Source organism: Streptomyces sp. NPDC059740, assembly GCF_042733155.1.
Lineage (GTDB): Bacteria > Actinomycetota > Actinomycetes > Streptomycetales > Streptomycetaceae > Streptomyces.
The window spans coordinates 198,389-217,770 of record NZ_JBHWGP010000007.1 but is presented as its reverse complement, the minus strand read 5'-3'; the positions used below and the strand labels follow the sequence as shown (position 1 = coordinate 217,770).

The following is a 19,382-nucleotide window of genomic DNA, read 5'->3' as shown; positions in this document are numbered from 1 at the left end:
GCTTTCCGGTTCCCTCTGCGGCGCGCCCTTCACGAGGCGAGCCAGGCGAGCCATGCGCCCAGCGTCAGGACGCCGAAGGCCGGCCCGGCCGTGCCGGGGCCGCCCTCCTGCACCCGGCGTACCAGCGCGTCGACGCCCCCGGCCCGCAGACCCGCGTCGACCAGCAGCTCCCGGTGGCCGCGCAGCTCCGCAAGCACGCGGTCGCGGCCGGCGCCCAGCAGCCAGTCGTCCAGCGGCGCACGGAAGGGCTTCTTCACCTCGTCGCGGAAGTGCGGCAGTTCACCGGCGTAGGCCCGGCGCAGCGCCACCTTGGTCTGGCCCCGCGTCACCAGCGCGCCGGACGGCAGCGACGCGGCCAGTGCGGGGACCCCGCCGTGCAGGAACGGGACGCGCCCCTCGACTCCCTGCGCCATCAGCAGGTGGTCGGCTCGGCGCAGCAGCGGCTCCAGGCTGTGCGCGTACTCGAAGTCCCGCACCACCTCGGCGGGCCCGCGGCCGGTGGCCGGGGGCAGCGCCGCATCCAGCGCGGCCTCGGCGGCCCGCAGTGCCCCGGCGCCCAGCAACTCGCCCACCACCTCACGCCGTCCGGGCGTGAGGTAGAAGTCCCGTGCGGCCGCCAGGCCGGCCAGGGCGAGGTAGCTGCGGTACCCGCCGAAGAGTTCGTCCGCCCCCTCGCCCACCAGGAGCACGACGATGCCGCTCTCCCGCGCCAGGCGGGCCAGCGCCGCGTACATCGGGACGCTGCTGAGCGCGGTCGGTTCGCCGAGCGCGGCGACCGCGTCGGCCACCCCGTCCAGCAGGTCGCCGGGGCCGAAGCCGACCCAGTGGTGGTTCCAGTCGCGCCAGGCCGTGCCCGGCAGGCCCAGTGCCGACAGGTCCCGCACCCCGTCGCCGTTGCCCTGCGGCACGACGCTCACCGTCCGCAGCCCGCCCACGCCGCGCCGGGACAGCTCAGCGGCGAGCACGGTGGAGTCCAGGCCGCCGCTGACCGCCAGACCGAGCGGGCGGTCGGAGACCAGCACCCGCTCCACGGCACGTCCGACCGCCTCCCGCAACGCCCCGGGCCCCGGCTCGGCGGCGCCCGGTTCCGCCGGCGAGGGGAGGGGTGCGGCGCCGGCCACCACCTCGGCCCGCCCCTCCTTGAGCAGGAGGCGGCTGCCCGGCGCCACCGGCTCGATGCCCTCGAAGAACGTGCCGCCGTCCACCACCCGGCCCAGCAGCAGGAACTGGGCGAGTGCGGCGGGGCGTACGGCCGGCCGCCCGAAGACCTCCAGCAGCGCCGGCACCTCCGAGGCCACCGCCACACCGCTCGGGCCGCGCCGCAGGTAGAGCGGCTTGATGCCGAGCGGGTCCCGGGTGACCTCGACGGTGCCGTCGGCCGTCAGCCGGGCCAGCGCGTACATGCCGTCCAGGCAGGAGTGGTCGTGTCCGTGGACGGCCTCGGCCTCCTCCAGCCCGCCGGAGGGCACGCGGAAGGGCCCCTGCCCGTCGCGCCCCCCGACGGTGTAGACCTCCCCGTTGTAGGCATGGGCGGGCTGGGCGCCCACGCCGTGGAAGGGCACCTCGTCGGCCGGCCGGCTGCGGACCCGCAGCCGTGCCATGGCGACCGCGGAGCGTTCCGTACCGCTCACCCCGAACCCGTCGGGTCCGCGGTGCAGGAGGCGTTGCACGGCGCGCCGGGCGAGCAGCCGGGCGTCACTGCCGGCACCCGGCCCCGTCTGCGGGGCCAGGCTGACGGCGACGATCCCGCACACCGGCTCAGACGTCCCGGCCGTCGGCGACGGCCTCGGCGGTGTACATCCGGGTCTGCGGCGCCTGCCCGAACTCCGTCGAGGAGACCAGCCGCAGGGCCCGCCCGTCGACCGCGGCCCCCGAGACCAGCGCGATCACGTCCTGGTGGTCGAAGCGCTTCTCCCGGCCCCGGCCGCGGTACCACTGCAGGAGCAGGTCCGGTGAGATGGCTCCGTGCGGCAGCAGCGCGTCGGTGAGCACCTCGCCCGCCGCGGCGAAGTCGATGACCTTGGCCTCGGGCTGGTAGAACTCGGCCAGGGTGCCGCGTTCGCGCCCGGCGGCGATCATGCGCTCGTCCATCGGGTAGAGCCCCAGTTTCACGGAAGCCCGCAACTGGCCCCCCGGAGCGAGCAGGTCGAGCATGCCGGTGACGCCGGCCTGGGCCTCGTCCGCGCCGAACCGGTTGACCAGCCGGTCGTTGAGGACGAAGTCCTGGGTGGCGCGCAGGCCCTCGGGTGCCGGGCGGGTGATGTCGTGCCGGAGCACCTGACAAGAGCCTGGGGGCAGTGCGGCCCGCAGGTCGTCGCACATCCGCGTCGAGAAGTCCAGGACGGTCACCTCGGCGCCGCGTTCCAGGAGTTTCTCCACCAGGTCCTTGGTGGAGGCGCCGACGACCGTGCAGCGGGCCCCGGCCGCCACACCGTCGAGGAAGAGCCCTATCTCCTCGTCGCTGGGCTTCGCGGTGGTGCGGCCCGACTCCCAGAAGAGGGAGCCGATCAGGTCCCAGGCGGCCGACTTGGCGTTGGCCTCGCCCATCCGGTCGGTCTGTGCGGTCATCGCAGGCTCCCCATCGGTTCGAGCAGGCTGGAGTTGTAGTCCCCGGCGAGGACGTGGTTGAGGTAGGTGCCCGCCCCGCCCACGACGCGGTAGCCGTGTGCGACGCCGGAGGGTATGAGGACCGACGCGGGGCTGGACACCTGGAAGACCTCGTCCCCGAGGGTGACCTCGACGGACAGCCCCCGGTAGCCCTCCTCCTCACCGAGGAAGATGAACAGGCTGTCGCAGTGGTGCACATGGGTGTCGACGTGGCCCGCGCCGTAGTCCTCCAGGTGCGGGATGCGGCGGGCGATGCAGTACTGCCCGGCGCCCGGCACGAACCTGTTGTCCACCAGCACGTACCGCTCACCGGGACCGGCCCGGTGGTACCGCAGCTCGGTGGCGGAGATCACCTGCGGGTCGACGATCCACTGCACGGGCTCCGCGGGCAGCGCGGGCTGCTCGGTGCTGCGGCTGCGGCCCACTACCGCCGGGTCCAGCCACTCGTAGGAGCCGGGGTCGCGCTCGACGGCCCGCACGTGCAGCTTGGCCACGTGGTGGAAGGCGTCGCGGCCCACGACGGGACGGCGGTGGTCGGGCATCGACCGCGAGTAGGCCCCCACCCGGCGGCTCAGCTCCGTCAGCAGTGCCCCGTCCGGCAGCGGGCGGGTGCCCCGGTGGTGCAGGTTGACGGCCAGTGCCGCGTAGTCGGTGATGCCGGCCCGCTCACCCAGCCCGTTGACCGAGGTCGACACCCAGGTGGCGCCCGCGTCGACGGCGGCCAGCGCGTTGGCCGTGGCCAGCCCGCGGTCGTCGTGCAGATGCACCTCGATGTCCGGCCCCGGGCAGCGCGCCCGCAACTGCGCGACCCGTTCGGCCACCTGGGCGGGTTCGAGAACGCCGAGGGTGTCGGCGAAGCAGATGCGGTCGGCGCCCGCCTCCGCGGCGATGAGGTACGCCTCCACCAGCTCCGCGGTGTCGGTGCGGCTGCTGTCCTCGACGGTGAAGCGCACCCGCAGGCCCGAGCGCCGGGCGTGGCCGACGCTGCGCTCGATCTTCCCGTACAGGTCCCCCAGGGTGCGCCCGGGGAGCCGGGAGCGGCGGGAGGTCTCGTTGATGCCGAGGAAGACACCCACCCAGGCGGCACCGGACTTCGCCACTGCGTCGATGTCCTCGGGCAGGGCCCGGGCGTGGGCCAGGACGGGGACGTCGCCGGCCGCTTCCACCACCGCGGAGACCCGCCGCAGTTCGGTGTCGTCCACCGCCGGGTGGCCGCACTCGACGGTGTCCACGCCGCTGGCGGCCAGCAGCGCGGCGACCTCCTCGCTCTGCTCCACCGTCAGCCGGCCGTGCGCCGACTGCATGCCCTCACGCAGCGTGCTGTCGATGAGGCAGACCCCCGGTGTGCCGGCCGGTGTCGGGTTCGCCATGTCACGCACCTCCGAGGGCTGCGATGTCCGCCAGGGGGAAGCTGTCCCTGGCGCGGAACCCGGGAGCGCCGGAGTCCGCGAAGACGACGACCATGCCGCGCCGGTCGTCGGGTGAGGTGTTGGCCGCGCTGCCGTGGGCGAAGTACCGGTCCCACATCACCGCGTCACCGGGGCGCAGGACGAACTGCACGGGGGCGCGCAGACCGTCCTCGGCCGCGTCCAGGCTCGGGTGCCACCGGTAGTGCGGCCGGTCGCGGTGCGGGACGAGTCCTCGCGCGTGGGAGGCGGGACATCCGAAGAGGCCGCCGTTGGCGGGCGAGACCTCCGTCAGGGCGAACCAGACGCTGAAGGCACCCGGGTAGGTGTACGTCCACAGCGCCTGGTCCTGGTGGAGGGCGACCTCGGTGCCCACCCGGGCCGGCTTGAGGAAGGCGGCGTGGAAGACGGCGGTGGCCCCTTCCCCGATCACCTGCCGGGCGAGGTCGGTCGCTCCCGTGCGGTTGAGCAGCGGGCCCCACAGCCCGGGGTCGTTCCAGAGCAGGCGGCGCAGCTTGCGCAGCCGCCGCACACCGTCGGCCTGGTCGTACTCGGGCTCGTAGGAGTCGGACACGGTGCCGGCCGCGTCCATGGTGTCGAAGAACTCGACGGCCCGGCGGTGGTCCTTCTCGTCCAGGAGACCGGGTAGCGGGTGGTACCCGTCCCGGAGGTAGGCGTCGCGGTCGATGACAGGCATGCCGTTCCTTTCCCGATGGGGGTGGGCCCCACGGACGGGGCTTCGGGGTGGCGGCTCCCGGTGAGGGGTGGGCCGGTTCAGAGGCTCGCGGGCGGCAGCACGTCGCCGACGGCCCCGTGGGGGGTGCCGCAGAGGGCCGAGAGGGCAGCCAGGAAGCCCTCGGCGAACTGCCGGACGTAGCCGGCCGGGTACTCCGACCGGTAGTGCAGGACCTGGAGGCGCAGGCCGTCGCGGTGGCGCAGCAGCCACATGTGCAGTCCCGGTGAGTCCGCGTGCTCGTCGAGGAAGACCGGTGCGACCTCGGCCGCCCCGAGACGCAGCGCACCGCCCCACAGGTCGTTGCACATGAAGTAGACGCCCGGGTCCTTGCGGAAGCCGCTCTGCGACCGGGACCACATCAGGTCGCGGACGTAGGCGGCCGGCAGGTCGCCGTGGACGGTGGCGGCCAGCGAGGTGGTGCGCACCTCCTCGACCAGCTGCGCGAAGCCGGCCGAGGCGTCCACCCGGGTGACCGGGAAGACGCCGTTGGCGAACCAGCCGACGGTGTCCTGGTACTCGGGTTCCAGGCGGTTGGCCGAGGTGCTCAGGATGATGACCCGCTCCTCGCCCGTCTGCTGCGCCACGTAGGCCTTGAGCGCGGCCAGGCTGACGCAGTACGGGGTGGTGCGCAGCCGCCGGCACGCGGCGTCCAGGGCGGAGGCCACCGCGGGCGGCACCTCCAGGCTGAGGGCGGCCGGGCCCGAGAGGCCGCTGCCCGGCAGGTAGCCGGGCAGCCGGAGCGCGAAGGCGGCCGGATCCGGACCGAGCTGGTCCCGCCAGTAGTCCGCGACCTCCTTGCCGCGGCCCGCCTCGTACCGCTCCCACTGCTGCGCCGCCCACCTCAGGTACGAGCCAGCGGCGGGCAGTTGGGGAAGGCCGCCGGACAGCAGCGTTTCGTAGACCTCGGAGAGCTGCTCGGTCAGTGTCTCCAGCGACCAGCCGTCGGCGACGGCGTGGTCGAAGACGAGCGCCAGCAGGTGGTCCTCGGCCGTGCACCGCACCAGCAGTGCCCGGGCCAGCGGCGCGGTGGCGCGGTCGAAGGGGCGGCGCACCTCCTCGTCGAGGAAGTCCAGTGCCTGGCCCAGCCGTTCGTCCTCGTGCAGCCCGGAGAAGTCCTCCACCCGCAGGTCCGCCGGGACGGCGTCCGCGACCTCCTGGAAGACCCGGCCCTCCCGTACCCGGAAGGCGGTCCGCAGGCCGGGGTGGTGGTCGGTGAGGACCTGGAGCGCCTGCCGCAGGACATCGATGTCGAGGGGCCCGCGCACCCGGTAGGCGACATGGAACTGCAGGGCGGGTGCGTCGGGGTCCTTCAACTGCGCCAGGATCGCCCACTCCTGGGCCATCGAGGCCCGGCCCGAGACCCCGCCGCCCGAAGTCCCGTCCGGCGCGGGGGTGGTGGCGGGTTCCTGCCGCCCGGCCGCCGCCACCTGGGTGGCGAGGTCGGCGACGGTCGGCGCGGTGAACACCGCCCGGGCCGGGGCGCGGACGCCGAGCTCCTCGGCGATCCTGCGGATGATGCGCAGGGCGAGCAGGCTGTTGCCGCCGTGGTCGTAGAAGTTGTCCTCCGGGCCGATCCCCTCGTCGTCCAGCACCTCGCGGTGGATGCGGAGCAGGGCCGCGAGCGTCTCCTGGCCGACGCGGCTGTGGGGTGCTGTCACGAAATGGCCTCCGTAAAGGTGGTGACCGGGAAGTGGCGACCGTAGAAATCGGCAAGTGAGGTGACGGCGGATTCCCGAAGGAAACTTCGGTGATCACCTTCCGCTACGGTGCAGGAGAAGAATTCCCCGCGACGGTCCGCCATACGCTTCTTTTCGGGTTCCGGAACTACCGGACTCGCGCGGGCAAGGACGGAGAGAACCGGAATTCTGGCGGTGCACAACATGTCCAGGTAATGCGTGTGGTCGAAGTTCCATTTCAGGTGGCTCGCCTCAGCCCAGGGACCCCCCTCGTATCTCTCGGGCACGGCCTCGAAGGACTGGTCGAGAACGGCGACACTCGCTATGCGGTCCGGCCCCAGCGCGACCGCGGTGACGGCGGCGACGAGCGCCCCGAAGGAGTAGCCGACCACGTGCAGGGGCCGGGGGAAGGTGTCGGCGATCCGGTGCAGGTCGGCGGCGAAGTCCAGGGGGGAGTAGCCCCAGGCGGGGCGGGGGCTCGCGCCGTGGCCCCGCAACGAGGGGTGGACGGCGGTGGAGCCCCGTGGGCAGAGCGCCGCACCCAGCGGGCGCAGGGCGGTCTTGTCCTCGGCGAAGCCGTGCAGCAGGAGCAGGGAACCGGGGGCCGTGCGGCCGGTCGCCTGCCCCGGCACGTGGTCGCAGTCCAGCAGCGGGATGCGGGGGTTGGTGGCGAGCGCGGGACGCGGCGCCCCCGCTGCCGGGGGCCGGTGGGTGCGGCCGTTCACCGGGCGGCGGTGACGGGCCGGCCGACGAGCTCGGGAACCGCTCCCTGCGGCCAGACGCCACCGCGGTAGCAGCCTGCGGAGGTCGCGCCGTACAGGGCGGCGTAGTGGTCCGGCAGTTCGGGGCTGTCCTGGAAGGCGAGCCAGAGCCGCAACAGCAGGCGTCCCGCGCCCCCGCCGTCGGTGAAGGCGCTGCGGGCGTGCAGGATGTGGAAGTTGTTGATCAGCTGGAGTTCGCCCGCGCGCAGGTCCATGTCCAGCGAGACGCCCGGGCGGTGCAGCAGCGCGTCCAGGGTGTCCATCGCCGTCACCTGCGCCTCGGTCAGCCTGGGGGCCTGCGGGTGGCGTTGGGAGCCGGTGATGAAGCGGCGGACGTAGCGCGCCGCGAAGTGGCCACCGGCGCGGCTGAAGACCGGGATGTCGGACCAGGGGCGCTCGCCGGGCTGCTCCTCGCCGCGCCGGTCGTTGGGGAACGGCCGGTAGAGCTCGGCCAGCACTTCCGGATGCTCCCGCGACAGCAGGTCGTGCAGGGCCTTGGAGGAGACCAGGCGGCTGAGGCCGCCGGACGCCGCCGGCCGCACGCACAGCAGTCCGATCACGTCGGTGCGGTCCGCGTGGAAGGGCAGCTCCGCGGCGCTCTCGTAACCGCGCTGCACGGGGCTGCTGATGTCGGCCCCGCGGTCCTCGACACGGCCCAGCAGATCACCCTTGCGGCTCTGCGAGACCGGTCGGCCGATCAGCAACCCGAAGAGCCAGTAGGCGAGTTCGACTTCGGCCGGGTCGCGGCCCGTCACCGGGAATCCGGTGACGACGGTGAATCCCGGGTCGCCGGAGAGCCGGTCCCGCACCTGGGCGGCGAATGCCGCCGTGTGGTCCAGACCGGAGAGGTGGCCGAAGGTGGGGGAGTGGTCGGTGGTGAAGTGGGGACGTACGTTGCGGGCGGCCGCCGAGGCTGCCGCGGCGGTCAGTTCGGCTGCCGCCCCGGCGGGCAGCGGAATGCGCCAGCGTTCTTCCCGGCGAGCGAGGTCACCGCCCAGCCAGCCGCCGACTGCGGTCGTGGATAACTCTGCCACCGAATTCTGGTCATGAACTGGAAAAGGCAAAGCGGATATCCCATCTCTGAGGAGACTGGGGAGGGGGGTCGTCGCCGCAGGAATTTCGGGGCGGCGCGAGCCATGCAAGAGATTAGGCAGCCTGGGACAACCGTGTCCAGTGTGACGCATATCACACTAAAAACTTGGCTATTGGGGTGTGCGGGAGGTGGATGAATTTCTTGCGCGCTTCCGCTTGTTGACTCGCGGGCCATGTGTCGCCACGGTGGTTGCGGCAACATCACCGGAAGGCAAAGCGCGTGGCGCACTGCCCGCGAACCGCGAGGAGAGAGATGTCGGGTTCCAGGCCGTTAAACCTCTGGAGAGCTGCCGTTCCGGAGCCGGGCCCGGTGCGCCCGCTGGCCGTCGCCGCACTCACCAGCCGTATCGGGCGCGGCCTCTTCTACACCGTGCTGCCGCTCTACCTGACCCGGGTGGTGGGCCTGCCCGCCGGCGAGGTGGGTGTGGGGCTCACCGTGGCCTCCCTGGTGGGTATGGCCGGCGGTGTCCCGGCGGGCCACCTCTCCGACCGGCTCGGGCCTCGCGGTCTGCGGGCTGCGGCCCGCACCGCCGAAGCCCTCCTCCTGTGCGGTTACGCTCTGGTCGAGGGCTTCGCCGCTTTCCTCGTGGTGGCCTGCCTGGTGACCCTCTTCGAGTCCTCCGGGCTCGCTGCCGAAGGGGCCCTGATCGCCGGCTCGGTGCCCTCCGAACAGCGGGTGCGCACCCGCGCCTACCTCCGCGCGGTCACCAACGCCGGCTGGGCCGTGGGCGCCCTGCTCGCGGGGGCCGCGCTGCTGTCCGACACCCGCCGCGCCTACGTCGCCGTGCTGCTGGTGGCGGCCGGCTGCTACCTCCTCTCCGCCCTCGCCACACTGCGGGTGCCGGCCGTCCCGGCGGTGCCACGCAGTACCGACGGGCCGCGCTGGGTGGTCCTGCGGGACCGGCCCTTCGTCGCGCTGACCCTGCTCAACGCCGCACTCGGCATGAACCTGGGCCTGTTCACGGTGGCCCTGCCGCTCTACATCGCGGCGCACACCGACGTCCCCGTCGCCCTCTACTCCGTCCTTGTCCTCGTCAACACCGTCTCCGCGACCCTCTTCCAGGTCCGGGTCAGCCGGGGGACCGACACCGTACGCGGCGCGGCGCGGGCCCAGTTGCGGGCCGGAGTGATGCTGGCCGGCTGCTGTGTCCTGTTCGCCCTTGCCGACGGCAGAACGCTCTGGCTCGCCGGAGCCTTCCTGGTGGCGGGCTGCGCCGTCCACGTGACGGGGGAGCTGTACCAGGCGGCCGGATCGTGGGGGCTGTCCTTCGAACTCGCCCCCGAGCACGCGGTGGGCCAGTACCAGGGGCTGTTCGGAGTCGGGCGCGACCTGGGCCAGGTCCTGACCCCGCTGGTCGCCACCGGCGCCATGGTCGGCTGGGGCTGGGGCGGCTGCCTGGCGCTGGGCGCCATGTTCCTGGTGGCCGGCCTGGCGGTACCGCCCGTCGCACGCCGCGCCGAGTCCCGGTTCGCCACGCTCCCCGGCCCGCAGCAGGCCGCGGCCTGAGCCCTCGACCCGGCTCCCGCGGTAACGTCCGGTCCGCACGCATGCGGCGGCGCGCAATCCCCCGCCGCACCGCCGTCACGCAGCACCCCGCCATGTCTCTCCGCACGGTCCTCGCACGGGCGCGATCCCCACTGCCAGCCGAACACCAGGAGAACCATGTCCGCCCCGCTCTCCGCCACCCCCCATGACGCCCCGAGCCCCGACGGCACCGCCGTACCGGGCCGCGACGCCTCCGCCACAGCCCCCGCCGCACCCTCGCCGCCCTCCGACACCTCCCTGTACTGGGACGACGGCGCAGTAGTCGTGATCGACCAGCGGCTCCTGCCGCACACCGTCCGCACCCTGCGGCTGACCACGGTCGAGGAGGTGGTGGCGGCCGTCCGCTCGCTGGCGGTGCGCGGCGCCCCGGCCATCGGCCTGGCCGGTGCGCTGGGTGTGGCGCTCTCCGCCCGCGCGCACCGGCTGCCGGGCGGCGCTGTGGCCGAGGCCGCCGTCCGCGCCGACGCCGCCCGGATCGCCGCGGCCCGCCCCACCGCCGTCAACCTGAGCTGGGCGGTGGACCGCGTCCTGCGACGGCTGCCCGAAGGCCACGAGGCAGTGCTCGCCGAGGCCACGTCGATGCTCACCCAGGACCGGGAGACCAACCGCCGGGCGGTGGAACGCGCCGCCGACCTGGTGACGGCACTCGCCGGGGACCGCCCCCTGCGGCTGCTGACCCACTGCAACACCGGCCGCCTGGCCACCGCAGCCGTCGGCACCGCACTCGGCACCGTCCTGGAACTCGCCGCCCGGGGCCGGGTCGCCGAGGTGCTGGTGGACGAGACCCGCCCACTGCTCCAGGGATCGCGCCTGACCGCCTGGGAGTTGGGCGAGGCCGGCGTGGACTACCGGCTGTGCGTGGACTCCGCGGCGGCCGCCGCCATGTCCCGCGGCCTGGTCGACTGCGTGCTGGTGGGGGCCGACCGGATCGCGGCCAACGGCGACACGGCCAACAAGATAGGCACCTACGCGCTCGCGGTGGCCGCCGCCCGGCACGGCATCCCGTTCGTCGTCGTGGCCCCCGAGTCCTCGTGGGACCGCACGCTCGCGGACGGCACCGGCATCCGCGTCGAGGAACGGGCACCGGAAGAGGTCCTCGACCACGCCGGGGTGCGGACCGGCCCGAGCGGTGCGCGCGTCTTCAACCCGGCGTTCGACGTCACGCCGGCCGAACTGATCACGGCTCTGGTCTCCGAGGAGCAGACGTTCCGTCCCGGGGGAGCCGGGCCTGCCCCGGCCGACACGTCCGCGCACTCCGGCACTGCCGCCACACCGTCGCCCGCCGCCCCCTCCTCCCTCCTGGCGCGCACCCTCGCGGCCCTCTCCCGCCGGCTGTACGAGAGGGGGTGGATGCCCGGCACCTCCGGCAACCTCTCGGTACGGCTCCCGGAGCGCCCGGACCACGCGCTGATCACCGCCAGCGGGCGGGACAAGGGGGAACTGACCGAGAAGGACACCGTCCTCGTCGAAGCGGACACCGGCCGGAGGGTGACCCCGGGGCCGCTGCGCGCCTCGGCCGAGACCGCCATCCACGCCGCGCTCTACCGGGCGGCCGGAGCGGGCGCGGTCGTCCACGTCCACTCCCCGTACGCCACCGCGGTGGCCTGCCGCGCCGCCGACCGCGGGCTCCAGCGGCTCACGCTGCGCCACTTCGAGCTGCTCAAGGGCCTCAGCCTCGACGACCCCGCCCGCACCGTACTCCCGGTCTTCGCCAACCACCGCGACGTGGGCCGGATCGCGGAGGAGGTGGCCGCCTACCTCGCTCGCACCCCCGACGCGCCCCCCGGCCTCCTCATCGCCGACCACGGCATCACCGCGTGGGGGGCGGACCCCGCCCAGGCACGCAACCACCTCGAATGCCTGGAGAGCATCTGCGAACTGCTGCTGCTCGGAGCCCGCCCGTCAGTATGGGACCAGGCCCCCGCACCCACCGGAGAGGACGACTGATGACCCTGCTGCAGACCATGGCGCACGACGCGCCCGAGGAGGTGCTCCTGCGCACCCGCGACCAGCAGGAGATCACCGAGGTGCTGCGGGACTGCCGGGTGGCGTTCGAGCGCTGGCCGCTGCGCGGCGCGACGCCCCCGGGCGCCCCCGCGGCCGACGTCCTGGAGCACTACCGGGACCCGGTGGCGGAGCTGCGCGCCCGGGAGGACATGCGGGTGGTGGACGTCGTCCGGTTCACCCCACAGGACACGCCGCAGTGGCGCGAGCGGGCCCGCACCGCCCGGGAGGCCTTCCTGGAGGAACACCGGCACGCCGAGGACGAGGTGCGGTTCTTCGCCCACGGCCGCGGCTGCTTCTACCTGCACGTCGAGGACCGGGTGCACGCGGTGGTGTGCGAGGCGGGCGACCTGCTGTCGGTACCGGCCGGCACCCGGCACTGGTTCGACATGGGCCCGCGCCCCGACTTCTGCGCCATCCGCTTCTTCCGGGAGGAGGACGGCTGGGTCGGGGACTTCACCCAGGACACCCTCGCCCGGCGCTTCCCCCCGCTGGACACGCTGCTGCAGGAGGCGCGGTGAGCCCGCTGACGGTACGGACCGTGGTACTCGACATCGAGGGGACCACCGGTTCGGCGGACCACGTGCACCACGTCCTCTTCCCCTACGCCCGGCAGCGCCTGGCCGGCTGGTTCGCCGACCAGCGCGGCACCGCCCGCCACGCCGAAGTCCTGGAGGCGGTACGGGCGACGGCGTCGGACCCGCTGCTGGACGAGGCGGGAGCCGTCGCCGCACTGGCCGCCTGGGCGGACAGCGACACCAAGGCGGCCCCGCTGAAGACGGTGCAGGGGCTGATCTGGGCACAGGGCTACGCGGACGGCTCGCTCACCGGACACGTCTACCCGGACGTGCCCCCGGCGCTGCGCCGGTGGGCCGGGGCGGAGATCGAGGTGTACGTCTACTCCTCCGGTTCCCTGCAGGCGCAGCGGGACTGGTTCCGGTACAGCGACCACGGCGACCTGACCGGCCTGCTGCGGGGCCACTTCGACCTGGAGAGCGCCGGGCCCAAGCGGGCGCCCGACTCCTACCGGGCCATCACCCGCGCGGTCGGCGGCGTGCCCGGCGACATCCTTTTCCTCAGCGACGTGGCCGCGGAACTGGACGCCGCGGCGGTCGCCGGCTGGCGCGTCCTGGGGGTGCGGCGGCCCGGCGACCCCGACGGGCCGCAGGTGCCCGGCCACCCCACCGTCACCTCACTCGACGACGTCCCCCTCACCACCGCCGACCGCGGAGCCGGGCCGACCCCCCGCCCCGACTCCGCGAACGAGGTGTCCCCGCCATGACCGGACAGAGTACGCGGACGGCGCCGCGGACCCCGGCGGAGAGCGGCGTCATCAGGGGCAGCGGGTTCTGCACGCTGCGCGCTGCTCGCCGATGCCCGGCCGGCCGGCCAAGGTGACCACCCCTTACGGCGATCCCTCCGACACCGTCGCGGTGGGAACGGTCGCCGGCCGGCGGGTGGCGCTCCTGCCCCGCCACGGCGCCGACCACGCCCACCCGCCGGCGCCGGCCACGCCCACCCGCCGCACCGCGTCGACCATCTCGCCGACCTGTGGGCCCTGCGCTCCCTGAGCCAGGTCCTCGCCCCCCGGCGCCGTCGGCTCCCTGCCCCGGCCCAGCCGGTTTCCCGAGGTGCCGCCATCTCCTTGACACGTTTGGACGACCCGTCAGCCGGGCCCGTCCCCCACTCCTTGCTTACGCTGGTTCAGCCACCTGCAAGATCGCCGGCACTCCGCTGAACCGCATGTCAGGAGAGCACATCCCATGGCTGCCACCGAACCCCGCTCCCCGGGCCGACTGCGGACCTGGATGCTGGAGGGGCTGTCCGACATGGGCAGGCAGGGCGGCCACACCGGGCCCCACGCCGTCCCGGAGCCACCGCACAAGGGCCAGCTCTGGTACCGGGTGATGTGCCTGACCGGCGTCGACTACTTCTCCACCCTCGGCTACCAGCCCGGCATCGCGGCCCTGGCGGCCGGCCTGCTCTCGCCCATCGCCACCATCGTGCTGGTCATAGTCACTCTCGCCGGCGCCCTCCCGGTCTACCGGAGGGTGGCTGAGGAGAGCTCGCGGGGTCAGGGGTCGATCGCGATGCTGGAGCGCCTGCTGACCTTCTGGCAGGGCAAACTCTTCGTCCTGACCCTGCTGGGTTTCGCGGCCACCGACTTCCTCATCACCATCACCCTCTCGGCCGCCGACGCCTCCACCCACCTCGTGGAGAACCCCCACCTGACCGGCTACCTGCACGGTCACCAACTGGTCATCACCCTGTTCCTGGTGGCCCTGCTCGGCGCGGTCTTCCTCAAGGGCTTCCTGGAGGCCATCGGTGTCGCGGTCGCCCTGGTGGGCGTCTACCTCGCGCTCAACGTGGTCGTCGTCGTCTCCGGCCTGTGGCAGGTCGTCAGCGCGGCGCACCTGGTCACCGACTGGACCGGCGCGCTCACCGCGGAACACGGCAACGTGTTCGTGATGGTCGGCCTGGCCCTGATCGTCTTCCCGAAACTCGCCCTCGGCCTGTCCGGATTCGAGACCGGCGTCGCCGTCATGCCGCACGTCCGCGGTGACGAGGACGACACCGAGGAGCACCCCAGGGGCCGCATCCGCGACACCAAGAAGCTGCTGACCACCGCCGCACTGATCATGAGCGCCTTCCTGATCACCACCAGCTTCATCACCACGGTCCTGATCCCGGAGAAGGAGTTCAAGTCGGACGGCCAGGCCAACGGCCGGGCACTCGCCTACCTCGCGCACCAGTACCTCGGCGGGGCGTTCGGCTCGGTCTACGACATCTCCACCATCAGCATCCTCTGGTTCGCCGGCGCCTCCGCGATGGCCGGCCTCCTGAACCTGATGCCGCGCTACCTCCCCCGCTACGGCATGGCGCCGCACTGGGCGCGGGCCGTCCGCCCCATGGTCATCGTCTTCATCCTGATCGCCTTCCTGGTCACCTGGATCTTCGACGCCGACGTCGACGCCCAGGGCGGCGCCTACGCCACCGGGGTGCTGGTGCTGATCAGCTCCGCAGCCGTCGCCGTGACCATCGCCGCACACAAGGCCGGCCAACGCCTGCGGACCGCCGCCTTCGCGCTCGTCGCGACGGTGTTCCTCTACACGACGGTCGTCAACGTCATCGAGCGTCCGGACGGTGTGAAGATCGGTGCCTGCTTCATCGTCGGCATCATCCTGGTGTCCCTGGCCTCCCGGCTGGCCCGTGCCTTCGAACTGCGCGTGACCAGCGTGACCACCGACGACATGGCCGAACGCTTCATCCGCGACATGTCCCACCGCCGCATCCGCTTCATCGCCAACGAGCCCGACCGGCGGGACAAGGCCGAGTACCGCGACAAGATCGAGCAGATCCGGGCCGACAACGACCTGCCGGAACAGGAGGACTTCGTCTTCGCCGAGGTCACCGTCACCGACCCCTCCGAGTTCGAGGCGAGCCTGAGCATCCGGGGCGAGGTGCTGCACGAGCGCTACCGCGTCCTGACCCTGGAGTCCTCCTCCGTCCCCAACGCCCTGGCCGCGCTCCTCCTCCACGTCCGGGACGTCACCGGCTGCACCCCGCACATGTACTTCGAGTGGACCGAGGGCAACCCGTTCGCCAACTTCCTGCGCTTCTTCCTCTTCGGCCACGGTGAGGTCGCCCCGGTGACCCGCGAGGTGCTGCGCGAGGCCGAACCCGACCGCACCCGCCGCCCCCGCGTCCACACGGCCTGAGACCAAGACCGGTCCGGCCGGCGTCAGCGGCCGCCGGACCGGAGGAGTTCCCTGCCAGGACGGATCAGCGTGCGGAGGCTCCCGGTGCCTCCTCCTGCGGGACGTCCACCGCCCCGGGTCGCCTCCTCGCGGCAGCAGGCGGACGGGTGCCGGACGCACACGGGGTCCTTGAGGGCATCTGCGGCATTCCCCCGGGTTCGCGAGTGGAGCAATCGTCCATGCCGGTGGCGGGGGCTGGACGGTTGCGCGCCTGGTGGGGGAGTGCCGGCCGTGGATAGCGTCCCCCGGTGAGCCAGAAGCTCCGCCGCCGCGCGCTGCACACCCCCGCGGCGCTCCGGGCACCGCTCCGCACCCCGCGACGACCGGTTCCGTCCCCGTCGAGCACGCGGGCCGCACCGGGCGGCCGTCCCGCGGCGTGCCCCCAGTCCCCGACCGACGCCCCGTGGAGTCCCCGTGTCCGCTCCCGACCCGCCCACCGCCGCCCCGGCTCTCACCGACGTGGAGACCCACGGGGTGGACCGCATCCCCGACTCCGACCGTCACGCCGGCCCGTTCGACCTGTTCCGCCTCGCCTTCGGCGGCGCCAACACCTTCTCCACCTGTGTTCTCGGCGCGTTCCCCGTCCTGTTCGGCCTGTCGTTCTGGCAAGGGCTGGCGGCGACGTGCCTGGGGGTGGGCGTCGGGGCGCTGATCCTCTGCCCCATGGCCGTCTTCGGACCCGCCAACGGCACGAACAACGCCGTCTCCTCCTCCGCGCACCTCGGCGTCCACGGCCGGGTGGTCGGCTCCTTCCTCTCCCTCCTGGTGGCCGTCGCTTTCTTCTCGATATCGGTGTGGAGTTCGGGCGACGCCCTGGTCGGCGGCGCCCACCGGCTGTTCGGGCTGCCGCGCGGGAACTGGTCCTACGCGGCGGCCTACGCCGTCTTCGCGGGGCTCGTCCTGGTGGTGTGCGTGTACGGGTTCCGCCTCATGCTCTTCGTCAACAAGATCGCCGTCGCGGCGGCCAGCCTGCTGTTCGCACTCGGCGTGTTCGCCTTCGCGGGAGACTTCGACCCCTCGTACCCGGGCTCCTTCACCGGCCCTGCCCCCGCCACGACGCAGGCGGGTTTCTGGCCCGCCTTCATCGGCGCCGCCCTCATCGTGCTCTCCAATCCGGTCTCCTTCGGCGCGTTCCTCGGCGACTGGTCGCGCTACATCCCGTCCGCCACCCCGCGCCGGCGGGTGGTCGCTGCGGCGTTCCTCTCCCAGGTGGCCACGCTCCTGCCGTTCGTGTTCGGCCTGGCGACGGCCACTGTCATCGCCACCAGGGCACCGCGGTACGTGGACGCGTCGGCGCCCGACTTCGTCGGCGGGCTGCTCGCCGTCTCGCCCGGCTGGTACTTCCTGCCGGTCTGCCTCCTCGCGCTGATCGGCGGCCTCTCCACGGGCACCACCTCGCTCTACGGCACCGGCCTCGACTTCTCCTCCGTCTTCCCCCGTCTGTCCCGGGTCCAGGCCACCGTGCTGGTCGGCATGGTCTCCTTCGCGTTCATCTTCGTGGGCCGGTTCGCCTTCAACCTCGTGCAGTCGATCTCCACCTTCGCGACCGTCATCGTCACCTGCACCACACCCTGGATGGTGGTGCTGATGCTGGGACACCTCACCCGCCGGGGCTGGTACGACCCCGACGCCCTCCAGGTCTTCAACCGGCGGCAGCGCGGCGGCCGCTACTGGTTCACGCACGGCTGGAACTGGCGCGGACTGACGGCGTGGTGGGCCGGTGCCGTGCTCGGTGTCCTCTTCACCGACATCCCGGGCCAGTTCGTCGGGCCCCTCGGGGACCTGGCCGGAGGCGTCGACATCAGCCTGCCGCTGTCGCTGGCCGTCGCCGCCGTGCTCTACCTCGGCCTGCTCGTCCTCTTCCCCGAGCCCCGCGCCGTGTTCGGCCCGGACGGAGCCCGACTGGTGCCCACAGCGGACACACCCGTTCCCGCGATCAGCGCCCAGGACGTATCCCGCGGGCCCCGTGACCCCCTCGACCTCGCGCGGGAATGACGCCGCCCCGTGCGGCGAGAGCTGCCACGGCCCCGGACCCGGGCTGCCCTCACCGGTGCGCGCCGGTGCCCTCCGGGCGGCCGGGTGCCCGTTCGCGCCGCTCTCCCGCCCGGTCGCCGCCCGGTGCAGCCGACGCCAGGTTGCCTTCAGGGTGTCGCACGATGTTCCGTAGCGTATGACCGCGGCCGGAACGCATCCGTCGCCGCGTCCGGAGAGGAACAGGACGCGGGCGACTTTCCGGCCGGTTGAGCGCAACGACCGGAACGGTGAAGAGATGACGGAGAGTTCGGTGCCCGGCGACGAGCTCGCATGGCTGGACGCAACGGCCCAGGCCGACCTCGTGCGACGCGGGGTACTGTCGCCGAAGGAACTCGTCGAGGCAGCGATCGGACGAATAGAGCGGCTCAACGGCGGGCTCAACGCCGTCATCACGCCCCTGTTCAACAAGGCGCTGGCCGAGGCAGGCTCGGCGGAGCTGGCCGACGGGCCCTTCCGCGGTGTTCCCATGCTGCTCAAGGACATGCTGTGCCATTCCGCGGGCGACCCGACGTACGGAGCGATGCGCGCCCTGCAGAAGAGGGACTGGCGGGCTCCGGAGGACTCCACTCTGGCCGCGCGGTTCCGGTCGGCAGGCTTCGTCTTCTGCGGCAAGACGAACCTCCCCGAACTGGCCACCAGTGTCACCACCGAGCCGCTGGCGCACGGGGCGACCCGTAACCCGTGGGACACCAGCCGCTCCCCGGGCGGTTCGAGCGGTGGCTCGGCGGCAGCCGTCGCCGCGGGCATGGTCTCGGTGGCGCACGGCAACGACATGGCCGGTTCGATCCGGATGCCCGCGAGCGCCTGCGGAGTCGTCGGTCTCAAACCCACCCGGGCACGGACCACCCTGGGCCCGCAGCACGGCGAGTACTGGGGAGGGGTGACGCACGAACACGTGCTGACCCGTTCGGTCCGTGACACCGCCGCCGTACTCGACGTGACGGCCGGTCCGGCAACCGGCGACCCGTATGCGGCCCCGCCGCCGGCCCGGCCCTACCGCGAAGAGGTCGGAGCCCCTCCCGGCACCCTGCGCATCGGCTTCCGCTGGACACCGCCGGGCGCGACCGCCCCGGCCCACGAGGACTGCGTGGCCGCGGTCGAACACACCGCACGGCTGCTCGACGGCCTCGGCCACCGTGTCGAGCCGGCACCGGCAGCCGCTCTGGACGCCCCCGAACTGTTCCAGACACTGCCGACCATGTTCTCAGCCGTGCTCGCCTGGGAGCTCGAACAGTGGTCGCAGCGCCTCGGCGAACGGCTCGAACCCGCCGACCTGGAACCGATGAACGGGGCGCTCGCGGAGCTGGGCCGTTCGGTCACGGCCGCGCAGTGGGTCTCCGGCATACAGGCCTGGCACCGGTGGGCGCGAGGCGTGGCCGCCCTGTGGGAGGACGACGTCGACGTCCTGCTCACCCCGACGCTGCCCGCCCCGCCGCCTCCCCTGGGGGAACTGGCTCCGGACGCGAAGGACCCGATGGAACTGGTCGCCGAGGTCTCCCGGTTCATCGCCTTCACCCTGCCGTTCAACGTCACCGGCCAGCCCGCCGTCTCCCTGCCCCTGTACCGCAACTCCGACGGACTCCCGATCGGCGTGCAACTCGTCGCGGCCCACGGGCGGGAGGACGTGCTCATCCGCTTGGCGTCCCAACTGGAGCAGGCCGCTCCGTGGTCCGGGCAGCGCCCTCCCTTCTGCGCGTAGGCCGGCGGACCGGGCCCGTGGTGCGGCCTGCCCTCGGGCCGCCCGGGCGGTCGGCGGGATCGC

At 73.2% G+C, this 19,382-nt stretch carries 14 protein-coding genes; 7 read left to right on the top strand and 7 right to left on the bottom strand.

Annotated features, from left to right (window positions below; genetic code table 11):
- Positions 1–29: 29 nt before the first annotated feature.
- From ACFV3R_RS12105 to ACFV3R_RS12075, 7 genes are all read right to left on the bottom strand, one after another.
- Positions 30–1,754, bottom strand: a complete 1,725-nt coding sequence (locus ACFV3R_RS12105; protein WP_385579686.1) for an asparagine synthetase B family protein — start codon at positions 1,752–1,754, stop codon at positions 30–32.
- A gap of 4 nt (positions 1,755–1,758) precedes the next feature.
- Positions 1,759–2,568, bottom strand: a complete 810-nt coding sequence (locus tag ACFV3R_RS12100; protein WP_385579683.1) for a hypothetical protein — start codon at positions 2,566–2,568, stop codon at positions 1,759–1,761.
- Complete coding sequence (locus ACFV3R_RS12095) at positions 2,565–3,977, bottom strand: hypothetical protein (protein WP_385579681.1); 1,413 nt, start codon at positions 3,975–3,977, stop codon at positions 2,565–2,567. The genes ACFV3R_RS12100 and ACFV3R_RS12095 overlap by 4 nt, the downstream gene beginning before the upstream one ends.
- Position 3,978: 1 nt before the next feature.
- Positions 3,979–4,710, bottom strand: coding sequence for a phytanoyl-CoA dioxygenase family protein (locus ACFV3R_RS12090; protein ID WP_385579678.1), 732 nt, complete (start codon positions 4,708–4,710; stop codon positions 3,979–3,981).
- Positions 4,711–4,787: 77 nt separating this feature from the next.
- On the bottom strand, positions 4,788–6,407 hold the full coding sequence (locus tag ACFV3R_RS12085; RefSeq protein ID WP_385579675.1) for a condensation domain-containing protein: 1,620 nt from the start codon (positions 6,405–6,407) through the stop codon (positions 4,788–4,790).
- A complete protein-coding gene (locus ACFV3R_RS12080; protein WP_385579671.1) occupies positions 6,404–7,150 on the bottom strand; it encodes an alpha/beta fold hydrolase in 747 nt (248 codons plus the stop codon). The genes ACFV3R_RS12085 and ACFV3R_RS12080 overlap by 4 nt, the downstream gene beginning before the upstream one ends.
- The gene (locus ACFV3R_RS12075) at positions 7,147–8,220 is read right to left on the bottom strand and encodes a TauD/TfdA family dioxygenase (RefSeq protein WP_385579668.1); all 1,074 of its coding nucleotides are present in this window, start codon (positions 8,218–8,220) and stop codon (positions 7,147–7,149) included. The genes ACFV3R_RS12080 and ACFV3R_RS12075 overlap by 4 nt, the downstream gene beginning before the upstream one ends.
- 368 nt (positions 8,221–8,588) lie before the next feature.
- Here ACFV3R_RS12075 and ACFV3R_RS12070 point away from each other — a divergent pair, with 368 nt between their 5' ends.
- The 7 genes from ACFV3R_RS12070 (at position 8,589) to ACFV3R_RS12040 (ending at position 19,319) form a co-directional block, all read left to right on the top strand.
- A complete protein-coding gene (locus ACFV3R_RS12070; RefSeq protein ID WP_385579665.1) occupies positions 8,589–9,785 on the top strand; it encodes an MFS transporter in 1,197 nt (398 codons plus the stop codon).
- Between the two features lie 156 nt (positions 9,786–9,941).
- Complete coding sequence (gene mtnA, locus ACFV3R_RS12065; protein WP_385579662.1) at positions 9,942–11,771, top strand: S-methyl-5-thioribose-1-phosphate isomerase; 1,830 nt, start codon at positions 9,942–9,944, stop codon at positions 11,769–11,771.
- On the top strand, positions 11,771–12,349 hold the full coding sequence (locus ACFV3R_RS12060; RefSeq protein WP_385579659.1) for an acireductone dioxygenase: 579 nt from the start codon (positions 11,771–11,773) through the stop codon (positions 12,347–12,349). Before mtnA ends, ACFV3R_RS12060 begins: the two co-directional genes overlap by 1 nt.
- Positions 12,346–13,110, top strand: a complete 765-nt coding sequence (gene mtnC, locus ACFV3R_RS12055) for an acireductone synthase (protein WP_385579656.1) — start codon at positions 12,346–12,348, stop codon at positions 13,108–13,110. Before ACFV3R_RS12060 ends, mtnC begins: the two co-directional genes overlap by 4 nt.
- 481 nt (positions 13,111–13,591) lie before the next feature.
- Positions 13,592–15,547 (top strand): amino acid transporter, encoded by a 1,956-nt coding sequence (locus ACFV3R_RS12050; RefSeq protein WP_385579653.1) that lies wholly within the window; start codon positions 13,592–13,594, stop codon positions 15,545–15,547.
- Between the two features lie 453 nt (positions 15,548–16,000).
- Positions 16,001–17,581, top strand: coding sequence for a purine-cytosine permease family protein (locus ACFV3R_RS12045; protein WP_385579650.1), 1,581 nt, complete (start codon positions 16,001–16,003; stop codon positions 17,579–17,581).
- A gap of 274 nt (positions 17,582–17,855) precedes the next feature.
- Positions 17,856–19,319, top strand: coding sequence for an amidase (locus ACFV3R_RS12040; RefSeq protein ID WP_385579647.1), 1,464 nt, complete (start codon positions 17,856–17,858; stop codon positions 19,317–19,319).
- Positions 19,320–19,382: the final 63 nt, after the last annotated feature.